This window comes from Kitasatospora sp. NPDC038210 (assembly GCF_055600605.1).
Genome location: NZ_JBVJYK010000008.1, coordinates 1 through 17,305 on the forward strand (window position 1 = coordinate 1; position 17,305 = coordinate 17,305).

Here is a 17,305-nt window from a genome sequence, read left to right on the forward strand (position 1 = left end):
CGAGGCCGGGGATGTCAACATATCTGGCGTTGACTTTTGGCACGCTGTTGAGTTCTCAAGGAACGGACGCTTCCTTCGGACCGCCTTCCAGCGGAACCTCCGGGCTTCGTTCTTTCGTGTTTCCAGCTTATCAGACGTTTTCCGCTCCGTTTTCCGGAGTTTCATTCATCCGATTTCCCGAACTGGTCGGGGCCGCTTTCGCGACATCCACCACGTTAGCGCATTCCGAGTGTCACTCGAAATTCACACTCACACTCTGTTGACGGAAACGCCAACGAACCCATGTGAATGGGTTGCGAGAAGTGAGAGTGGGTCTTGCCGGACGGGGTGGCCGCTCCAGCGACTCGTTCAACACTAGGCCACCTCGACGACATCGTCAAACGTCGAGGGCCGGATCTGTCCAGATCCGGCCCTCGATGCTCGAAGCCACAGCTCAGAGCGGGTGCGCTTTCAGCCAGCCGAGTCAGTCGGCCGGCGCGTCAGCCAGCCGACGAGTCAGCCGGCGGAGACCAGCTCCGCCGCCGCCAGGTTGCGCTTGCCGCGCCGCAGCACCAGCCAGCGGCCGTGCAGCAGGTCGGCCTCGGTCGGCACCGCCTCCTCGTCCGTCACCTTGACGTTGTTGAGGTAGGCACCGCCCTCCTTGATCGTCCGACGCGCGGCCGAACGGCTCGGCGCCAGGCCGACGGCGACCAACAGGTCGACCACCGGCTGGAGTTCGGAGACCTCGGCCTTCGGGACCTCGGCCAGGGCGGCCGCCAGGGTCGGGGCCTCCAGGTCGGCGAGGTCGCCCTGGCCGAACAGCGCCTTGGACGCGGCGACCGCGCGCTCGTACTGCTCGGCGCCGTGGACGAGGGTGGTGAGTTCCTCGGCGAGGGCACGCTGGGCGAGGCGGGCGGCGGGGCGCTCGCTGGTCTCGCGCTCCAGCTCCTCGATCTCCTCCTTCGAGCGGAAGCTGAAGATCCGCAGGAAGTTGGAGACGTCCCGGTCGTCCGCGTTCAGCCAGAACTGGTAGAAGGCGTACGGAGTGGTCAGCTCGGGGTCGAGCCAGACCGTGCCGGACTCGGTCTTGCCGAACTTGGTGCCGTCGGCCTTGACGATCAGCGGCGTGGCCAGCGCATGGACGGACTTGCCGTCGGCCTTGCGGATCAGGTCCGTGCCGGCGGTCAGGTTGCCCCACTGGTCGCTGCCGCCGGTCTGCAGGCTGCAGCCGTAGCGGCGGTTCAGCTCCAGGTAGTCCATGCCCTGGAGGATCTGGTAGCTGAACTCGGTGTAGCTGATGCCCGCGTCAGAGTTGAGCCGTCGGGCGACGGCCTCCTTCGCGATCATGTTGTTGACCCGGAAGTACTTGCCCACGTCACGCAGCAGGCTGATCGCCGACATCCCGGACGTCCAGTCCAGGTTGTTGACCATGCGCGCCGCGTACGGGCCCTCGAAGTCGAGGAAGCGCGAGATCTGGCCGCGCAGGCGCTCCACCCAGCCGGCCACCGTCTCGGGGTCGTTGAGCACGCGCTCGGCGGTGGGCTTCGGGTCCCCGATCAGGCCGGTGGCGCCGCCGACCAGGCCGAGCGGGAGGTTCCCCGCCTGCTGGATGCGGCGCATGGTGAGGATCTGCACCAGGTTGCCGAGGTGCAGGCTGGGGGCCGTCGGGTCGAAGCCGCAATAGAACGTGACCGGGCCGTCCGCGAACGCCTTGCGCAGTGCGTCCTCGTCGGTGGACAGGGCGATCAGCCCACGCCACCGCAGCTCGTCGACGATGTCCGTCACGGTCACGCTTCTCCTTCTGTCGGGCGTCCGCCCGTTTGCGGCCCGGTTCCGTCCGGGCCCCGGGTCGGTACGACTCCAGCCTGATAGAGCCTACGCGGTTCCGGCCAGCGAGTTTTCCCCGAGGCACCCCCTCGTTTCCCCCTGAGCACCCTCCCGGCTGCGGCGTCCCGCTCCCCCGGGCCCTTCCGCGATACCGGAAATTCCGTTGTTCGTCGGCTGCGGGCCCGTTCAGAGTGGTGTCACCGCCGTGCGGCGGCAGTGACGTGTGTGGAGACGGTCGTGCCGCCGTGGCACGCCCGTGGGAAGGGTGTGCCGAGTGCGCAACACGCTGGTTCTGAACGCGAGCTACGAGCCCCTGACGACGGTGTCGCTTCAGCGCGCCGTCGTCCTGGTGCTCCAGGACAAGGCGGTGGTGGAGCAGGCGCACCCGCTGCGCTCGATCCGGGGGACGGGTGTCGCCGTCCCGGTCCCGAGGGTGATCAGACTGCAACGGTACGTACGGGTCCCGTTCCGACAACAAGCCCCGTGGACGCGGCGGGGTGTCCTGGCCAGGGACCAGCACCTGTGCGCGTACTGCGGGCGGCGGGCCACCACGGTGGACCACCTGCAGCCCAAGTCGCGCGGTGGTGCCGACAGTTGGCTGAACACCGTGGCCGCGTGCGCGGAGGACAACCAGCGCAAGGCCGACCGGACACCGGAGCAGGCCGGGATGAAGCTGCTGCGGCGCCCGTTCGTGCCGACCCCGCAGGCCAGTCTGATGCTGGCGCTCGGCCTGCGCGGCTCGGAGGCGCGGGAGCTCGCGGACTGGCTGCCGCCGGTGCCGGGCCTGCCCGTCCCGGCCGCGTAGCCCCGGGACGGGGCCGCGGAAGCAGCCCGCCGGCCGGGGACGGCGTAGGCCCCCCGGCCGGGGTCGGCGGAGGAAGCGGCCTCAGCCCTTCGCCTGGTACCCGGCCGCTGTGCCGTAGTTGGCCGAGTGCTCGGGAACCACGACCACCTGACCGCCGCCGATCAGGACCCGCCCGGAGACCAGCAGCGAACCGGTCCCGGGCGGGAAGTTGCCGCCGGTCGCCTCCCCGCCGCCGGCCAGCGGGAACCGGGTCAGGTGGGCGGGCTGGTCACGGCGCTCGTCGGCGGCGATCACCAGCGAGCCGCCGTCGATGCCGACCGCCCGGGTGGTGCCCTTGGCCGACATCGGGACCTTCCAGCGCTGCTTGCCGGTCTCCAGGTCGTAGCCGACCGCGGCGGCCGGCCCGCCGCCGTTCGCCGGGGTCAGGGTGGTGACCATCGTGCGGCCCTCGAAGAACACCTCGGGAGTGGCCGTGAAGGCGCCGTGGGTGACGTCCAGCCGGCCGCCCTCCGTGACCACCGGGATCTCGGCGGCCGGGTCCCCGGCGGCGCCCCAGGCGAACACCCGGTCGTTCTCCGGCTTGTCGCCGGTTGTGAGGACCGCAGCGGGCTCCGCGGACAGCACGGTCACCGTCTTGGGCTGGTTGTTCAGGCCCCGCCACCAGCCGACCTTGCCGTCCGCGACGTTCAGCGAGACGGCCTGGTCGGCGGGTGTCGAGTCGGCGCAGGAGGAGGCCACCAGCACGGTCTTGCCGCTGACGCCGCCGGAGAGGGTGCAGAACTTGCCCTGCCCGGTGTACTGCCAGACGTCCTTGCCGTCCGCCGACTCCCAGGCCACCGCGTGGTCGTCGCCGATCGCGACCACCTTGTCCTCGGTGACGCCGACCCGCGCGGAGTAGGCGCCCTTGGTGTCCGAGAGGGTCTTGGTCCAGGCCGTCTTGCCCGTCTTGGTGTCCACGGCGGCCACCAGCGCGCAGGGGCTCTTCGGGTCCGCCTTCGGGCGGAACAGCACCGCGCCCAGGCCCGCCTGGTTCACGCCGGTCGACAGTCCGCAGGGGACGGCGCCGGCGGCCGGCGGCTCCACCGACCAGGTCGACTTGCCGCCGGCGCGGTCGTACGCGTGCACCCCGGAGCCGTCGGCCCGGACCACCGCGTCCGTCAGCAGCCAGCTCCCGACCAGCGTGTCGTCGCCCGCGGACTGCCCGGCCGCGGCGGGCTGCGCGGACCACGCCCGGGTGTGCGCCACGGTGAACCCGGGCTCGCCGCCGCTGCTAGCGGCCGCACTGCCGCCGCCTTCCGCACCGACCATCAGACCGGCCGTGACCAGCACCCCCAGTGCGGCCACGCCGGCGCCGGCCCGCACCAACAGGGCCTTGCGGCTGGGCACGTGCTCCCCGGTCAGCACCGCGTCGGCGGCCTTCCGGGCCTTGGCCGACAGCGAGGTGCCGGACTCCGGACCCGACTTCGGGCCGGACGCCGTACCCGACGCGGGACCGGAGCCGCCGTCACCGCCCCTGCGGGAGGCGGACCGGGAGCGCGCCGCGGACCGGGCGGTGGACCCGGCCTCGGCCTCGGGCTCCGGAGCGTCCTCCCCGGTCGTCCCCGGCGTCCTCCCCGGCCCGGTCGGCGCCGACTCCGGCTCCGGCTCGGCCTCCTCGACGTGCACGTAACCGTCCGCCGAGTACTCCGCTCCCGCCGGGACGTACAGCCCCTCCCCGGCCGGCTGCGCGGCGGCGTACGGCGCGTACTGCTGCGCGTGCTCGGGGTACGGCGTGTACTGCGGGGACTGCACGGCCTGTGCGTGGTCCGGGAACGGCTGGTACTGGTCCTGGCCGGCGTACTGGTCCTGGCCTGCGTACTGCCCCTGGACGTAACCGCCCTCGACGTACCCGGTCTGCCCGTAGCCGCCCTGCGCGTACCCGCCGGGGTCGTGGCCGGCCTGTCCGTGGTCGCCCTGGTCGTAGCCGCTCTGGCCGTAGCCGGCCTGCCCGTGACCGGCGTGCGCGTAGCCGGTCTGGTCGTACTGCTGCTGCCAGTGCGCCTGCTCCTGCGCCTGCTGCCCGTAGTACCCGCCGCCCGGCCAGTCCGCCAGGCCCTGGGCCTGCTGCCCCTGGCCCGGCTGTCCCTGGGGGTGCCACGGCTGCTGCCCGGCGTGGGCGTCTCCGAAGGGCTCCTGCGCCATCCGTTCCGTCCCTCCGTGCCCGCCTGCCTGCCGATGCGGCAGTCAGCATCTCACGCCCGCCCGGAGGGACGACCCGGGCCCTCGGCGTACGTCACCGGCGGGCCGGCCGGCCGGGATCAGGCCGCGGACTCGGCGCGCAGTGCCTCGTCGATGCGGGCGGCCAGGGTGAAGTCCAGGCCGGTGAGGCCGCCTGCGCTGTGGGTGGACAGGACGAAGCGCAGGGTGCGCCAGCGGATGTCGATGTCGGGGTGGTGGTCGAGTGACTCGGCCTGCTCGGCGACGGCGACGACCACCCGGATCCCCGCGGGGAAGTCCGGGGCGTCGGCGCTGCGGACGATGCCGTCGCCCTCGCGGGTCCACTGCGGCAGCGCCGCCAGGGCCGCCGTGATCTCGTCCTCGCTCAGCCGTGCCCTGCTGCTCATCGCTGCGCTCCTGCTCGGTCGTCGGTGCTCCGGGCGCCCGGGGTCCTCCGGGGTGCCGGGGTCAGGCGGCCTTCCGACGCGGACGGGCCACCAGCTCGCCGCCACAGTTCGGGCAGGCGCCGGCCATGGCCTCGGTGCAATCCGGGCAGAAGGTGCACTCGTAGGAACATATCGAGGCGGCGCCGTCGGCGGTCAGCGACACCGCGCAGCGCTCGCAGGTCTCACGCATCTCCAGGGCCATGGCCTACTCCTGCGACTCTCGTACGATCCGACATTTGTACAGCCGTACAGCCTGACTGCCTTACGACCCGACCACCCGACGACGACGGTCCGACAACAACGGCGGCCCGACGGCCTCTCACCCCACCAGCAGCTTGGTGACCGCCGCGAGGCCGACCACCACGATCACCCCGCGCAGCACGGCCGGCGGCAGCCGGCGGCCGACCTTGGCGCCGACCAGGCCGCCGACCAGCGAACCCACCGCGATCAGCCCGGCCGCCGCCCAGTTCACGGTCGAGGTGAACAGGAAGAAGAGCGCGGCGACGGCGTTGACGATCATCGCCAGGGCGTTCTTCACCCCGTTGATCCGCTGCAGGTCCTCCTGCAGCAGCATGCCCATCAGCGCCATCAGCAGGACACCCTGGGCGGCGCCGAAGTAGCCGCCGTAGATGCCGGTGAGGAACACCCCGACCAGCAGCACCGGGCTGCCGTCCGGGTCGCCACCGGGCCGGCGGCGGGCGGCGACGGCCCTGGCCACCCGGGGCTGGATCACCACCAGGACCAGCGCGAGCAGGATCAGCACCGGGACGATCGCGTCGAAGGCCGCGCTCGGCAGCTTGATCAGCAGCAGTGCGCCGAGCAGCCCGCCGAGCAGCGAGGCGGTTCCCAGGCGCAGCACCCGGCGCCCCTGGTCGGCGAGTTCGCGGCGGTAGCCGATCACGCCGCTGAGCGAACCGGGCACCAGACCGAAGGAGTTGGAGACGTTGGCGGTGACCGGCGGGATCCCGACGGCGAGCAGGACGGGAAAGGTGATCAGGGTGCCGGAACCGACGATCACATTGATCATCCCGGCGCCGACCCCGGCCACCAGGACGGCGACCGCCTCCCAGGGCGTCATGGGTCACTTCTCCTCTCGGTCCTGTCCGAGGGGATCATGCCGGACCGCCCTCCCACCCGGCCAGGCCCGCCCACGATTCGGGACGCACGCCACACCGCCGCGGACGGCGCCCGCGGAAACCCCGAGGGCCCGCCGCCGTACGGGGGGCGTACGGCGGCGGGCCCTCGACGGAGCACGTCTCGACCACTCACTGCGGCCACGTCACTGCGGTCCGGGTCACTCCGGGTCGATCTTGGGGAACTCCCGGGTCGGGTCCACCCGGGGACGGGCGGCACCCTTGTCGGTGTCCACCGGGCGCGGCCCGGACGCCGGGTCGATCGGCACCTGGGTGGCCGGGGACGCCTTCGGGACGCTCGGCGCCGCGACGGCACCGCCGTTGATCCCGCCGCCGTTGCCGGTCAGGCCGTTGAAGGCACCGCCGAGGCCCTTGAGCGCGTCGCCGACCTCGCTCGGGATGATCCAGAGCTTGTTGGAGTCGCCCTTGGCCAGCTCGGGCAGGGTCTGCAGATACTGGTAGGCGAGCAGCTTCTGGTCGGCGTCACCGTCGTGGATGGCTTCGAAGACCGTCCGGATCGCGGCCGCCTCACCGTCGGCGCGCAGCACCGCGGCCTGCGCCTCACCCTCGGCCCGCAGGACGTCCGCCTGCTTCTCACCCTCCGCCTTGAGGATCTGCGCCTGGCGCTGGCCCTCGGCGGTGAGGATCGCGGCGCGCTTGTCCCGGTCGGCGCGCATCTGCTTCTCCATCGAGTCCTGGATGGAGGTCGGCGGCTCGATCGCCTTCAGCTCGACGCGGTTGACCCGGATGCCCCACTTGCCGGTGGCCTCGTCCAGGACGCCGCGCAGACCGGCGTTGATGACCTCGCGGGAGGTCAGGGTGGACTCCAGGTCCATCGAGCCGATGATGTTGCGCAGCGTGGTGACGGTCAGCTGCTCGATCGCCTGGATGTAGCTGGCGACCTCGTAGGTGGCCGCGCGGGGGTCGGTGACCTGGTAGTAGATGACGGTGTCGATGTTGACGACCAGGTTGTCCTGGGTGATCACCGGCTGCGGCGGGAACGGGACGACCTGCTCGCGCAGGTCGATCCGGTTGCGGACGCGGTCGATGAACGGGACGACGATGTTCAGTCCGGCGTTGAGCGTCCGGGTGTAGCGGCCGAAGCGCTCCACGATCGCCGCGCTGGCCTGTGGGATGACCTGGATCGTCTTGATCAGCGCGATGAAGGCCACCACGACCAGGACGACCAGGACGATAAGGACGGGTTCCACGGACTCTCCCCTAGACGACCAGGGCGGTCGCGCCCTGGATTTCGACGACGTCGACCTGCTGCCCGGGCTGGTACACCTGCTCCGGGTGGAGCGCGCGGGCCGACCAGATCTCGCCGTTCAGCTTGATCCGGCCGCCCTCCCCGTCGACGGTTTCCGCGACGACCGCGGTGGCGCCGTGCAGCGCCTCGATGCCCATCTTGACCTGAGGGCCCTTCTGGAGCTGCCGGTAGGCGATCGGGCGGACGAAGACCACGAGCCCGACCGAGACCAGGAGGAAGGTCACGGTCTCCAGGACCACTCCCCCGCCCAGCCCGGCCACGCCGGCGGCGGCCAGAGCTCCGACCGCGAACATGGCGAACTCCGGCATCGCGGTGAGAACCAGCGGTATGCCGAGCCCTGCGGCGGCCAGGAGCCACCAGATCCAGCTGTCCACACGTCCATCCTAGGGAGCGAAGGCCTTCGAGGCGGACAGTTCCCGCAGGTCGAGGGGCGGAAACCGGTCGCACGTGCGACCGGTTCCGACGGCCTTGCGCAGGACGGGCGGAGCGGGGGGCGGAACGGGGGGCGGAACGGGGGGCGGAACGGGGGGCGGAGGAGCGGCGGACGGGGCGTCAGCCCAGCGGCAGGCCCTGGGCCGACCAACGGTCGCCGTGGCGCTCCAGGGTGAGCGGCAGGCCGAAGCACTTGGAGAGGTTGCGGGCGGTCAGCTCGGTGTCGATCGGGCCCGCCGTGAGCACCTTGCCCTGGCGGATCATCAGGACGTGGGTGAAGCCGGGGGCGATCTCCTCGACGTGGTGGGTGACCATCGCCATCGCCGGGGCGAACTCGTCCTGGGCGAGCGCGCCGAGCCGGCGGACCAGGTCCTCGCGCCCGCCGAGGTCCAGGCCGGCGGCCGGCTCGTCGAGCAGCAGCAGCTCGGGGTCGGTCATCAGGGCGCGGGCGATCAGGGTGCGCTTGCGCTCGCCCTCGGAGAGGGTGCCGAACTTGCGGCCGGTGAGGCCGGCCATGCCGAGGCGGTCGAGCAGCGCGAGGGCGCGGGACTCGTCCGACTGCTCGTAGCTCTCCTGCCAGCTGACCGTCATCCCGTAGGCGGCGGTGAGCACGGTCTGCAGCACGGTCTGCTCGGCCGGCAGCTTGTCGAACATGGCGGCGCCGGCCAGGCCGATCCGGGAGCGCAGTTCGAAGACGTCGATCTCGCCCAGCTTCTCGCCCAGCACGGTGACCTTGCCCGAGGTCGGGAACAGGTACGAGGAGGCGATCTGCAACAGGGTGGTCTTGCCGGCGCCGTTCGGGCCCAGGATGACCCAGCGCTCACCCTCGGAGATGGACCACGAGACCTGGTCGACCAGCGCGCGCCCCTCCCGGACCACGGATACGTCCACCAGCTCCAGCACGTCGCTCATGCCTACGCCTTCCCCAAAAACAAGATTCTCGGCCGTCGGTGCGGGCGGCACGCCGACTCCGGCAGCCGGTGGGCACGGGTGGGTGCGCCGCACACGCATGGGCAAACCTACGCCACGCGGATGACCGCCGATTCCGTAGGCTGGCCGGATGCTCGCGACTCCTGCCGACAATCCGTACGAAGAGCCCCGTTCGGGGCGGCTGGCCGCCTGGGGCAACGCCCTGCTGGCGGGCCTGGTGCCGCCCGACAACGCCGCCGCGGCCGTGCTGGGCGCCGACGAGAGCCACCGGGTGACCGGGCTGCCCGGGGACGAGCCGGGCGAGCAGCACGGGCTGACCTGGGCGCTGGGCCGGCTGCGGGTGCTCGGGGTGAAGGGCCTGCGCCTCGCGCTGCCCTCGGCCGGGCACCCGCTGGGGCTGACCGGCCCCGCGCCGTTCAACGAGCGCGCGATGGCCGCGGGCGAGGCCGTCCTGGCGGTGGGGGTGCCGCTCGGGCTGGTGCCGGAGGTCGAGGTGTTCGGCCCGGCCGGGGACCGCTCCGCGACCGTGCTGTGGCGCTGCTCCGAGGTGAACGACACACCGCCGGCGGACGTGCCGTCGCTGCACGAGGCCGAGCGCGAGCTGGCGGACGGGCTGCGCGAGGCGACCGTGCTGCTCACCCGGCTCGACGTGGCCGGCGCCGGGCCGGAGGCGCTGCGCGCCCTGGAGGCGTACCGCCGGCGCGGGCACGCCGAGCTGCTGGCGCCCGGCTACCCGCCGCGTGCGGTGCGGGTGCTGGAGTCGGCCCGGCAGGTGTCGGCCCTGCTGTCGATCGCCTCCGGCGGCCACGGCGCGGCCGTCAGCGCCTCCGAGATGGCTGCGCGGCAGTCCGTCCTGGCGCCGCTGCGGCGCACCGCCCGACGGGCCCAGGTGGCCGCCTACAACGCCTTGGTGGACGAGCGCGAGGCCCGCTGAGGGCGCGCGGGACGGCTCTCGCACCTGGCCGGAATCCGACCCCTCGCGCACCGGACGCCGGACCGTTCGACGGTGCGCACCGCCGGGGCGGGCCGCGGTGTCAACGCCACGGGTCCGCCCCGGCCGGTGCGACCGGCCCGTAGACCGTGCGCGGCTCCCCCGCGGCTCCCCCTCGATGTGGTGTCAGCACCCACCCCCGCACACCCCGCTGACATCCCCTCAGGCGCCCCGGGCGGCGTCCCGGGCCTCGCCGTTGCGGACCGCCCAGAGCGCGGCCTGCGTGCGGTCCGCGAGGTCCAGCTTCATCAGGATGTTGGAGACGTGGGTCTTCACCGTCTTCTCCGACAGGTGCAGGCTGCGCGCGATCTCCCGGTTGGAGCGGCCGTCGGCGATGTGGCCGAGCACCTCGCGCTCGCGTTCGGTGAGGGTGCCGCCGCGGCCCTGCGGGGCGCGCGGGCCGTCGTCGGAGAGCAGGGCCTCGGCCAGCTCCGGCTGGAGCAGCACGTGGCCGGCGTGCACCGAGCGGATCGCCCCGGCCAGCGCCTCCGGGTCCACGTCCTTGTAGACGTACCCGGCGGCGCCGGCCCGCAGCGCGGGGACCATCGTGCGGTGCTCGGTGAAGCTGGTGACGATCAGGATCCGGGCCCGGCTGCCCTCGCCCTTGAGGGTGCGCAGCGCCTCGATCCCGTCGACGCCGGGCATCTTGAGGTCCATCAGGACCACGTCGGGGTCGAGTGCGCGGGCCCGCTCGACGCCCTCCGCCCCGTCGGCGGCCTCCCCGACCACCTCGATGTCGTCCTGGACCTCCAGGAAGGTGCGCAGCCCGCGCCGGACCACCTGGTGGTCGTCGACCAACAGGACGCGGATCGACGGTGTGCTCTCAGGCACCGGGGACCTCCATCTCGACGAGCGTCCCCCGGCCGGGGGCCGACTCCAGGGTGAGCGTGCCGCCGACGGCGGCCGCGCGGTCGCGCATCGAGGCCAGGCCGAGGTGGCGGCCGGCCCGGCGGACGGATTCGGGGTCGAAGCCGCGCCCGTCGTCGCGCACCCGCAGCACGGCGCCGCGCGCGGGCGTCCCGGCCAGGGTGACGGTGACCCGGCCGGCGTCGGAGTGCCGCAGCGCGTTGTGCAGCGCCTCCTGGGCGACCCGCAGCAGGGCGGCTTCCTGGGCGGGCGGCAGGGCGCGGACGCCGTCGGCGGCGTAGGCGACGTCGGCGGTGTGCGCCCGGTCGAGGAGCTGCACCTGGGAGGCGAGGGTGGCGCTCAGCCCGTCCTCCTCCAGTGCCGCGGGGCGCAACTCCACGACGACGGCGCGCAGTTCGTCGGCGGCTTCGGCGGCCAGCCGGGCCACCTCGGCGAGTTCGGCGCGGGCCCGGGCCGGGTCGCGGTCGACGAGCTTGGCGGCGGCCTTGGCGGTGAGGCGCAGCGAGAAGAGCTTCTGCGAGACGGCGTCGTGCAGGTCGTGCGCGATCCGGGCGCGCTCGCCGGCCAGGGTCAGTTCGCGGCTGCGCTCGTACAGCCGGGCGTTGGAGAGGGCGAGGGCGGCGTGGGCGGCGAGGATCCGCAGCAGTTCCTCGTCGTGGTCGGTGAAGAGGCCGCCACCGCGCTTGTTGGCGAGGAAGACGACGCCCAGCACCTGCGGTTCGTCCTCGGCCGCGTCGGTGTCCAGGATCGGCATGCCGAGGAAGGCGTCCATCTCGGGGTGGGCGGAGGGCCAGCCTCCGAAGGCGGGCGCCCGGCGGACGTCGGCGAGGCGGATGGGGCCGGTCTCGTGCAGCATCGCGGCGAGCACGCCGTGCTGGCGGGGCAGCGGGCCGATCGCCCGCCACTGCTCGTCGGTGACGCCGTCGACCACGAACTGGGCGAAGCCGCCGTGGTCGTCGGGCACGCCGAGGGCCGCGTACTCGGCGCCGAGCAGTTCCCGGGCGGAGGCGGTGATGCGGCGCAGCACCTCGCGGACCTCCAGGTGTCGGCTCATGGCGAGCAGCGCCTGGCTGACGGCCTCGATCCCGGACAGGCAGGGGTCGCAGGCGGGCAGTGGGCCCCGGGGGGCCGGGTGGTCTCCGGTGGTGCTGGGCATACCGCCAAACTACCGCCGCGGCCGGGGCGGTCGCGTCCGCCTGCGGCCGGGGCGGGCGCAGGTCCGGGGACCTAGGCCGTCGGACCCACGCGGCGCCGTCGGGCCCGCGCCGCGTCGGCAGGCCGCGGTCGGCCGCGGGCCCCGCGGGCGCCACCGGGCCCACGACGCCGAGGGGCGGCCTCCCCGTTCGGGAAGGCCGCCCCTCGGCGGTCGGGCGAGGGCTCAGCCCTTCTGCATGACCTCGGGCTCGTGCCGGCGCTGGAGCCGGGTGACCAGGACGCCGATCGCGATCGAGATCACGACGAGCACGCCCGCGTCGATCGCCCACTGGGTGACGCTGTGCTCCCACAGCGGGTCGTAGTCCGGGTGCTGGAAGTCCTTGTTCCAGGGGCCCATGAGCTTGGACAGGTCGAGCGTGGTGGAGACGATGCCGGTGCCCCAGCGGGCCGGCATCAGCCAGGCGACCTGCTCCAGGCCGGGCTTGCCGAAGATCTGGAACAGGCAGCCGGTGAAGACGACCTGGACGATGGCGAACATGACCAGCAGCGGCATGGTCTTCTCGGCGGTCTTCACCAGGGCGGAGATCATCAGCCCGAACATCATGGCGGCGAAGCTGAGCAGGATCATGCCGATGGTCATCTCGATGATCGGCAGGTTCTTGACGATCAGGCCGTGCTCGGGGAGCTTGCGCGGCAGGAAGCCGACGGCGGAGATGATGGCGCCCTGGATCACGCTGAAGAAGCCCAGCACGATGATCTTGGACATCATGTACGCCGACCGGGAGAGCCCGGTGGCCCGTTCCCGTTCGTAGATCGCCCGTTCCTTGATCAGTTCCCGGACCGAGTTGGCGGCGCCGGAGAAGCAGGCCCCGATGGCCAGGATCAGCAGGATCGTCGCGGCCCCGCTGTTCAGTCCGAGCTGCGACTTCGGGTTAGGCGCGAGCCCCGGCGCGTTGGGGATCAGCACGCTGACCGCGCCGATGACCGCGGGCAGCAGCACCGACAGTGCCAGGAAGCCCCGGTCCGAGGCGAGCACCGACATGTAGCGCCGCATCAGGGTCCACAGCTGGGAGCCCCAGCTCTGCGGCTTCGGCGGCTTGACGGCCTCCTGGGCGACCTGGACGTGCTGCACCTCGCCCGCCTCGACGGTCGGGGCGGAGTACTGCTGGTAGTGCACCGAACCGCGGTAGCGGCCGGCCCAGTCGTGGTCCGGGTAGTTCTCGAAGGCCTGGAAGACGTCCGCCCAGGTCTCGTACCCGAAGAAGTGCAGCGCCTCGTCCGGCGGGCCGAAGTAGGCCACCGAACCGCCCGGCGCCATCACCAGCAGCCGGTCGCAGAGCGCGAGTTCGGCCACCGAGTGGGTGACGACCAGGATGGTGCGGCCGTCGTCGGCGAGGCCGCGCAGCATCTGCATGACCTCGCGGTCCATGCCCGGGTCGAGGCCCGAGGTGGGCTCGTCCAGGAAGATCAGCGACGGCTTGGTGAGCAGCTCCAGGGCGACCGAGACGCGCTTCTGCTGGCCGCCGGAGAGCGCGGTGATCTTGTTGTCGGCGCGCTTGTCCAGGCGCAGCTCGTACAGCACCTCGTCGATCCGGGCGTCGCGCTCGCGGGCCTCGGTGTCGCCGGGGAAGCGCAGCCGGGCCGCGTACTTGAGGCCCTTCCGGACGGTGAGCTCGCGGTGCAGGATCTCGGACTGCGGCACCAGGCCGATGCGCGAGCGGAGTTCGGCGAACTGCTTGTAGAGGTTGCGCCCGTCGTACAGCACCTCGCCGCGGTCGGCGGGGCGGTAGCCGGTGAGGGCGCGCAGCAGGGTGGACTTGCCGGAGCCGGACGGGCCGATGACCGCGACCAGGGACTTCTCCGGGACGCCGAAGCTGACGTCGTTGAGCAGGATCTTCTTGGCGCCCTTGTGCTCGACCTCGACGGTCAGGTGGCGGGCGGAGAAGGAGACGGCGCCGGTGTCGACGAACTCCTGCAGCTGGTCGCCGACCAGGGTGAAGGTGGAGTGGCCGACGGTCAGTCGGTCCTGCGCCCCCATCAGCTGACGCTGGACCCGCTGGCCGTTGAGGAAGATGCCGTTGTGGCTGCCGAGGTCGACGATCTCCCAGCGGCCGTCCGGCAGTTGGCGCAGCTCGGCGTGGTGGCGGGACACCTGGAGGTCCGAGACCACGATGTCGTTGTCGAGCGCACGGCCGATGCGCAGCGTGCGCGTCATGTCGGCCAGCCGGCGGATCATCGTCGGCTGCGGACCACCGCCGTCGTGCTGCTGCGGCGGCGGGGTGAAGCCCTGGTCGTGCGGGAAGCCCTGCTGCTGCGGGAAGCCGTGCTGGGCCTGCGGCGCGTACTGCTGCTGCTGCGGGAACGGCTGCTGGGCCTGCTGCTGGCCTGCCCACGCCTGCTGCTGCGGCTGCTGGTACGGGTCCTGCTGCGGCCAGGCCTGCGGCTGCGGCACGGGTCCGCGGGCGGTGGCGGCCTCGTGCACGGGGGTGGTGTGCGGGGCGGCTGCCTGTGCCGGCGCGGAGAAACCGAGCCGGGGGCCGTTCTCCGGGTTGCCCAGGTTGACGACGGCTCCGGGGAACAGCTGGGCCTGCATGGTGCGGGCGCCGGCGACGTACGTGCCGTTGGTGCTGCCGTGGTCGTCCAGCTGCCAACCGCTGCCGTTGAAGCTGATGGTCCCGTGGTGCCAGGAGACCCTGGCGTCGTCGAACGGGAAGTCCGACTGCGGGTTGCGCCCGATGGTGTAGGACCGCCCGGGCTCCAGAGTCCGCTGCTGTCCGTTGATCTCAATGACGAGTTGCGGCACTGCTCGCCTGCCCCGCTCTCTCGGTTCCCCCGAATTTGGCCCCCCGCCGGGGGTGCGATGTTCCTGATGACTGACGGGGGGAATCATTCCAGCCCGCCGACCGCCGATGAAAGTCGGCCCGGGTGACTGTGACCAGGCTGCTACCGGAGCGTGCGACCGCGGCGTCCCGCGAGGTGGGACGGGTGCCCTCGGGCCACCCGCCGACGGGTAGCGTGGGAGACACCATGAACGCATCGCCCCTGGCCGCTGAGCCCCTCCCCGCCGCCCAGCCCCGGACCGCGGACGAGCGCACCCTGCTCGTCAAGGTGTTCGGCAAGGACCGTCCCGGCATCACCGCCGGCCTCTTCGCGACGCTGGCCGGCTTCGGCGTCGACGTCATCGACATCGAGCAGGTCGTGACCCGTGGCCGCATCACGCTGTGCGCCCTGGTCACCCCGCCCGCCTCGCCCGGCGCCGAGGGCGGGCTGCGGGCCACCGTCCACCGCTGGGCCGACGAGCAGAAGCTCCAGGCCGAGATCCTCTCCGGCATCGGCGACAACCGGCCGCGCCGCGAGGGCCGTTCGCACGTCACGGTGCTCGGTCACCCGCTGACCGCCGCCGCCGTCTCGGCGCTGACCTCCCGGATCACCGCGGCGGGCGGCAACATCGACCGGGTCTTCCGGCTCGCCAAGTACCCGGTGACGGCGGTCGAGCTGGCCGTCTCCGGCGTGGCCACCGAGGAGCTGCGGGCCGAGCTGGCCCAGGAGGCGGCCACCCAGCGGGTGGACGTCGCGGTGGTGGCGGCCGGGCTGGAGCGCCGGGCCAAGCGCCTGGTGGTCATGGACGTCGACTCCACGCTCATCCAGGACGAGGTGATCGAGCTGTTCGCCGCCCACGCGGGCTGCGAGGAGCAGGTCGCCGAGGTGACGGCGGCGGCGATGCGCGGCGAGCTGGACTTCGCCGAGTCGCTGCGGGCCCGGGTGGCACTGCTGGCCGGGCTGGACGCCTCGGTGACGGAGAAGGTCCGTGCCGAGGTCCGCTTCACGCCGGGCGCGCGCACCCTGATCCGCACCCTGCAGCGCCTCGGCTTCCAGGTCGCGGTGGTCTCCGGCGGGTTCACCCAGGTCACCGACCACCTGGTGGAGCAGCTGGGGCTGGACTTCGCGGCGGCCAACACCCTGGAGGTGGTGGACGGCAGGTTCACCGGCCGGGTGGTCGGCGAGATCGTGGACCGGGCCGGCAAGGCCCGCTGGCTGGCCCGCTTCGCCGAGCAGGCGAAGGTGCCGCTGGAGCAGACGGTGGCGATCGGCGACGGCGCCAACGACCTGGACATGCTGAACGCGGCCGGGCTCGGGGTGGCGTTCAACGCCAAGCCGGTGGTGCGCGAGGCCGCCGACACCGCGGTGAACGTGCCGTTCCTGGACACCGTGCTCTACCTGCTGGGCATCACCCGCGAGGAGGTCGAGGCGGCCGACGCGCTGCACGGCACCCCGACCGAGGACGAGTGAGCGCGGCCCGCGGACCAGCGACCGCGGGCGGGTAGCGGCCGAGTAGCGGCCGACCGGGCAGGGCCCGCCCGAGGAGGGCCACGACCATGGCGAGGGGCGCGCGGACCGATCCGCGCGCCCCTCGCCTGCGTTCCGCGTGCGTACCGGGTCAGTCCTGCGGCGTGTAGTACGAAACCAGCTCGGCCACGCCCGGCTCGACGCCCTTCCAGGAGCCGCTGAAGCTGAGCACCGCGATCGCCGCCGTCGGGAATCCGCCGAGCCGCAGCCGCTCCAGCGCGTCCCGGTCGCCCGCGTCCCCGGCCAGCACCTGGGTCAGGCCCAGCACACCGGGGTTGTGGCCGACCAGCACCACGTCCGCGTACTCCTCCGGGGTCTCCTGGAGGACCGCGATGATCTCGCCCGGGCTGGCCTCGTAGATCCGGTCCTCGTACACGGTCTTGCGGGGCCGCTTGGGCAGCTCGTGCACTGCCAGCTTCCAGGTCTCGCGGGTGCGCAGGGCCGTGGAGCAGAGCACGTAGTCGGGGTTGATGCCGGAATCGACCAGCCAGCGGCCGGCGTCCGGGGCCTGGTGGCGGCCCCGGTCGGCCAGGGGCCGCTCGTGGTCGTCCACGCCGTTCGGCCAGTCGGCCTTGGCATGGCGGAGAACGATGATCCTGCGGGGCGTGTCGGCGCTCATACCCAGCAAGCTTGGCAGAAAAGCCGCCCGGCGGCGCGATGCTCCCGGTTGCCGCCACCCCCTCGGGTGTCGGGTGCCATCATGCCCCGTTCACCGGGGCTTCGGACGGCGGTCGGGCTGCGGTCGGACGGTCGTCAGCCCATCGAGGTGGCGACGGAGGCGATGACCGCCACCAGCACCACGATGGCGGCGAAGGCGAGGGCGATGCGGCCGAGCTGCTTGCGGCCGTCGGTGGGGTTCGGGTCGAGAACGGGCATGTCGGGAATTCTCCCATCCCGAACACGCCCGTCCCCCGGCGGCCCCGCCGC

At 72.7% G+C, this 17,305-nt stretch carries 16 protein-coding genes; 3 read left to right on the top strand and 13 right to left on the bottom strand.

All coding sequences use genetic code 11. From position 1 onward, the window contains the following. Nucleotides 1-495 precede the first annotated feature (495 nt). The gene (tyrS, locus tag ACZ7KX_RS18020) at nucleotides 496-1,764 is read right to left on the bottom strand and encodes a tyrosine--tRNA ligase (RefSeq protein ID WP_350634234.1); all 1,269 of its coding nucleotides are present in this window, start codon (nucleotides 1,762-1,764) and stop codon (nucleotides 496-498) included. 316 nt (nucleotides 1,765-2,080) lie between these two features. Between tyrS and ACZ7KX_RS18025 the strand changes: the two genes are divergently transcribed. Then, the gene (locus tag ACZ7KX_RS18025; protein ID WP_350525248.1) at nucleotides 2,081-2,611 is read left to right on the top strand and encodes an HNH endonuclease; all 531 of its coding nucleotides are present in this window, start codon (nucleotides 2,081-2,083) and stop codon (nucleotides 2,609-2,611) included. 81 nt (nucleotides 2,612-2,692) lie between these two features. Here ACZ7KX_RS18025 and ACZ7KX_RS18030 read toward each other — a convergent pair whose 3' ends face one another. The 7 genes from ACZ7KX_RS18030 to ACZ7KX_RS18060 all read right to left on the bottom strand — a co-directional run bounded on the left by ACZ7KX_RS18030 (nucleotide 2,693) and on the right by ACZ7KX_RS18060 (nucleotide 9,000). After that, nucleotides 2,693-4,792, bottom strand: coding sequence for an outer membrane protein assembly factor BamB family protein (locus ACZ7KX_RS18030; RefSeq protein ID WP_470327271.1), 2,100 nt, complete (start codon nucleotides 4,790-4,792; stop codon nucleotides 2,693-2,695). A 116-nt stretch (nucleotides 4,793-4,908) separates the two neighbouring features. Then, nucleotides 4,909-5,214 carry a 4a-hydroxytetrahydrobiopterin dehydratase gene (locus tag ACZ7KX_RS18035; protein WP_350525250.1) on the bottom strand — a complete coding sequence of 102 codons (306 nt, stop codon included), beginning with the start codon at nucleotides 5,212-5,214 and terminating at the stop codon, nucleotides 4,909-4,911. A gap of 61 nt (nucleotides 5,215-5,275) precedes the next feature. Further along, nucleotides 5,276-5,455, bottom strand: coding sequence for a DUF1272 domain-containing protein (locus ACZ7KX_RS18040; protein ID WP_470327272.1), 180 nt, complete (start codon nucleotides 5,453-5,455; stop codon nucleotides 5,276-5,278). Nucleotides 5,456-5,572: 117 nt separating this feature from the next. Then, the gene (locus tag ACZ7KX_RS18045) at nucleotides 5,573-6,331 is read right to left on the bottom strand and encodes a sulfite exporter TauE/SafE family protein (RefSeq protein ID WP_470327273.1); all 759 of its coding nucleotides are present in this window, start codon (nucleotides 6,329-6,331) and stop codon (nucleotides 5,573-5,575) included. A gap of 216 nt (nucleotides 6,332-6,547) precedes the next feature. Beyond that, complete coding sequence (locus ACZ7KX_RS18050) at nucleotides 6,548-7,597, bottom strand: SPFH domain-containing protein (RefSeq protein WP_350525253.1); 1,050 nt, start codon at nucleotides 7,595-7,597, stop codon at nucleotides 6,548-6,550. A 10-nt stretch (nucleotides 7,598-7,607) separates the two neighbouring features. After that, nucleotides 7,608-8,030 carry an NfeD family protein gene (locus tag ACZ7KX_RS18055; RefSeq protein ID WP_350525254.1) on the bottom strand — a complete coding sequence of 141 codons (423 nt, stop codon included), beginning with the start codon at nucleotides 8,028-8,030 and terminating at the stop codon, nucleotides 7,608-7,610. Between the two features lie 178 nt (nucleotides 8,031-8,208). Continuing rightward, nucleotides 8,209-9,000, bottom strand: a complete 792-nt coding sequence (locus ACZ7KX_RS18060) for an ABC transporter ATP-binding protein (RefSeq protein WP_350525255.1) — start codon at nucleotides 8,998-9,000, stop codon at nucleotides 8,209-8,211. A gap of 148 nt (nucleotides 9,001-9,148) precedes the next feature. Here ACZ7KX_RS18060 and ACZ7KX_RS18065 point away from each other — a divergent pair, with 148 nt between their 5' ends. Next, nucleotides 9,149-9,952, top strand: a complete 804-nt coding sequence (locus ACZ7KX_RS18065; protein ID WP_470327274.1) for a hypothetical protein — start codon at nucleotides 9,149-9,151, stop codon at nucleotides 9,950-9,952. A gap of 219 nt (nucleotides 9,953-10,171) precedes the next feature. Here ACZ7KX_RS18065 and ACZ7KX_RS18070 read toward each other — a convergent pair whose 3' ends face one another. From ACZ7KX_RS18070 to ACZ7KX_RS18080, 3 genes are all read right to left on the bottom strand, one after another. Continuing rightward, on the bottom strand, nucleotides 10,172-10,840 hold the full coding sequence (locus ACZ7KX_RS18070; RefSeq protein ID WP_470327275.1) for a response regulator: 669 nt from the start codon (nucleotides 10,838-10,840) through the stop codon (nucleotides 10,172-10,174). Then, nucleotides 10,833-12,032 carry a GAF domain-containing sensor histidine kinase gene (locus ACZ7KX_RS18075; RefSeq protein ID WP_470327276.1) on the bottom strand — a complete coding sequence of 400 codons (1,200 nt, stop codon included), beginning with the start codon at nucleotides 12,030-12,032 and terminating at the stop codon, nucleotides 10,833-10,835. The genes ACZ7KX_RS18070 and ACZ7KX_RS18075 overlap by 8 nt, the downstream gene beginning before the upstream one ends. 222 nt (nucleotides 12,033-12,254) lie before the next feature. Then, nucleotides 12,255-14,834, bottom strand: coding sequence for an FHA domain-containing protein (locus ACZ7KX_RS18080; protein ID WP_470327277.1), 2,580 nt, complete (start codon nucleotides 14,832-14,834; stop codon nucleotides 12,255-12,257). Nucleotides 14,835-15,058: 224 nt separating this feature from the next. Here ACZ7KX_RS18080 and serB point away from each other — a divergent pair, with 224 nt between their 5' ends. After that, nucleotides 15,059-16,321, top strand: coding sequence for a phosphoserine phosphatase SerB (serB, locus tag ACZ7KX_RS18085; protein ID WP_470327278.1), 1,263 nt, complete (start codon nucleotides 15,059-15,061; stop codon nucleotides 16,319-16,321). A 148-nt stretch (nucleotides 16,322-16,469) separates the two neighbouring features. Here serB and ACZ7KX_RS18090 read toward each other — a convergent pair whose 3' ends face one another. Both ACZ7KX_RS18090 and ACZ7KX_RS18095 read right to left on the bottom strand, forming a co-directional pair. Further along, nucleotides 16,470-16,997 carry a SixA phosphatase family protein gene (locus tag ACZ7KX_RS18090; RefSeq protein WP_350525261.1) on the bottom strand — a complete coding sequence of 176 codons (528 nt, stop codon included), beginning with the start codon at nucleotides 16,995-16,997 and terminating at the stop codon, nucleotides 16,470-16,472. Between the two features lie 134 nt (nucleotides 16,998-17,131). Further along, nucleotides 17,132-17,254 carry an SGM_5486 family transporter-associated protein gene (locus ACZ7KX_RS18095; protein WP_267883116.1) on the bottom strand — a complete coding sequence of 41 codons (123 nt, stop codon included), beginning with the start codon at nucleotides 17,252-17,254 and terminating at the stop codon, nucleotides 17,132-17,134. Nucleotides 17,255-17,305: the final 51 nt, after the last annotated feature.

Coding starts and splice junctions, on each gene's coding strand:
- ACZ7KX_RS18030 (WP_470327271.1), bottom strand. CDS start 4,792: ATGGCGCAGGAGCCCTTCGGAGACGCCCACGCCGGGCAGCAGCCGTGG.
- ACZ7KX_RS18035 (WP_350525250.1), bottom strand. CDS start 5,214: ATGAGCAGCAGGGCACGGCTGAGCGAGGACGAGATCACGGCGGCCCTG.
- ACZ7KX_RS18040 (WP_470327272.1), bottom strand. CDS start 5,455: ATGGCCCTGGAGATGCGTGAGACCTGCGAGCGCTGCGCGGTGTCGCTG.
- ACZ7KX_RS18045 (WP_470327273.1), bottom strand. CDS start 6,331: ATGACGCCCTGGGAGGCGGTCGCCGTCCTGGTGGCCGGGGTCGGCGCC.
- ACZ7KX_RS18060 (WP_350525255.1), bottom strand. CDS start 9,000: ATGAGCGACGTGCTGGAGCTGGTGGACGTATCCGTGGTCCGGGAGGGG.
- ACZ7KX_RS18065 (WP_470327274.1), top strand. CDS start 9,149: ATGCTCGCGACTCCTGCCGACAATCCGTACGAAGAGCCCCGTTCGGGG.
- ACZ7KX_RS18075 (WP_470327276.1), bottom strand. CDS start 12,032: ATGCCCAGCACCACCGGAGACCACCCGGCCCCCCGGGGCCCACTGCCC.
- serB (WP_470327278.1), top strand. CDS start 15,059: ATGAACGCATCGCCCCTGGCCGCTGAGCCCCTCCCCGCCGCCCAGCCC.
- ACZ7KX_RS18090 (WP_350525261.1), bottom strand. CDS start 16,997: ATGAGCGCCGACACGCCCCGCAGGATCATCGTTCTCCGCCATGCCAAG.
- ACZ7KX_RS18095 (WP_267883116.1), bottom strand. CDS start 17,254: ATGCCCGTTCTCGACCCGAACCCCACCGACGGCCGCAAGCAGCTCGGC.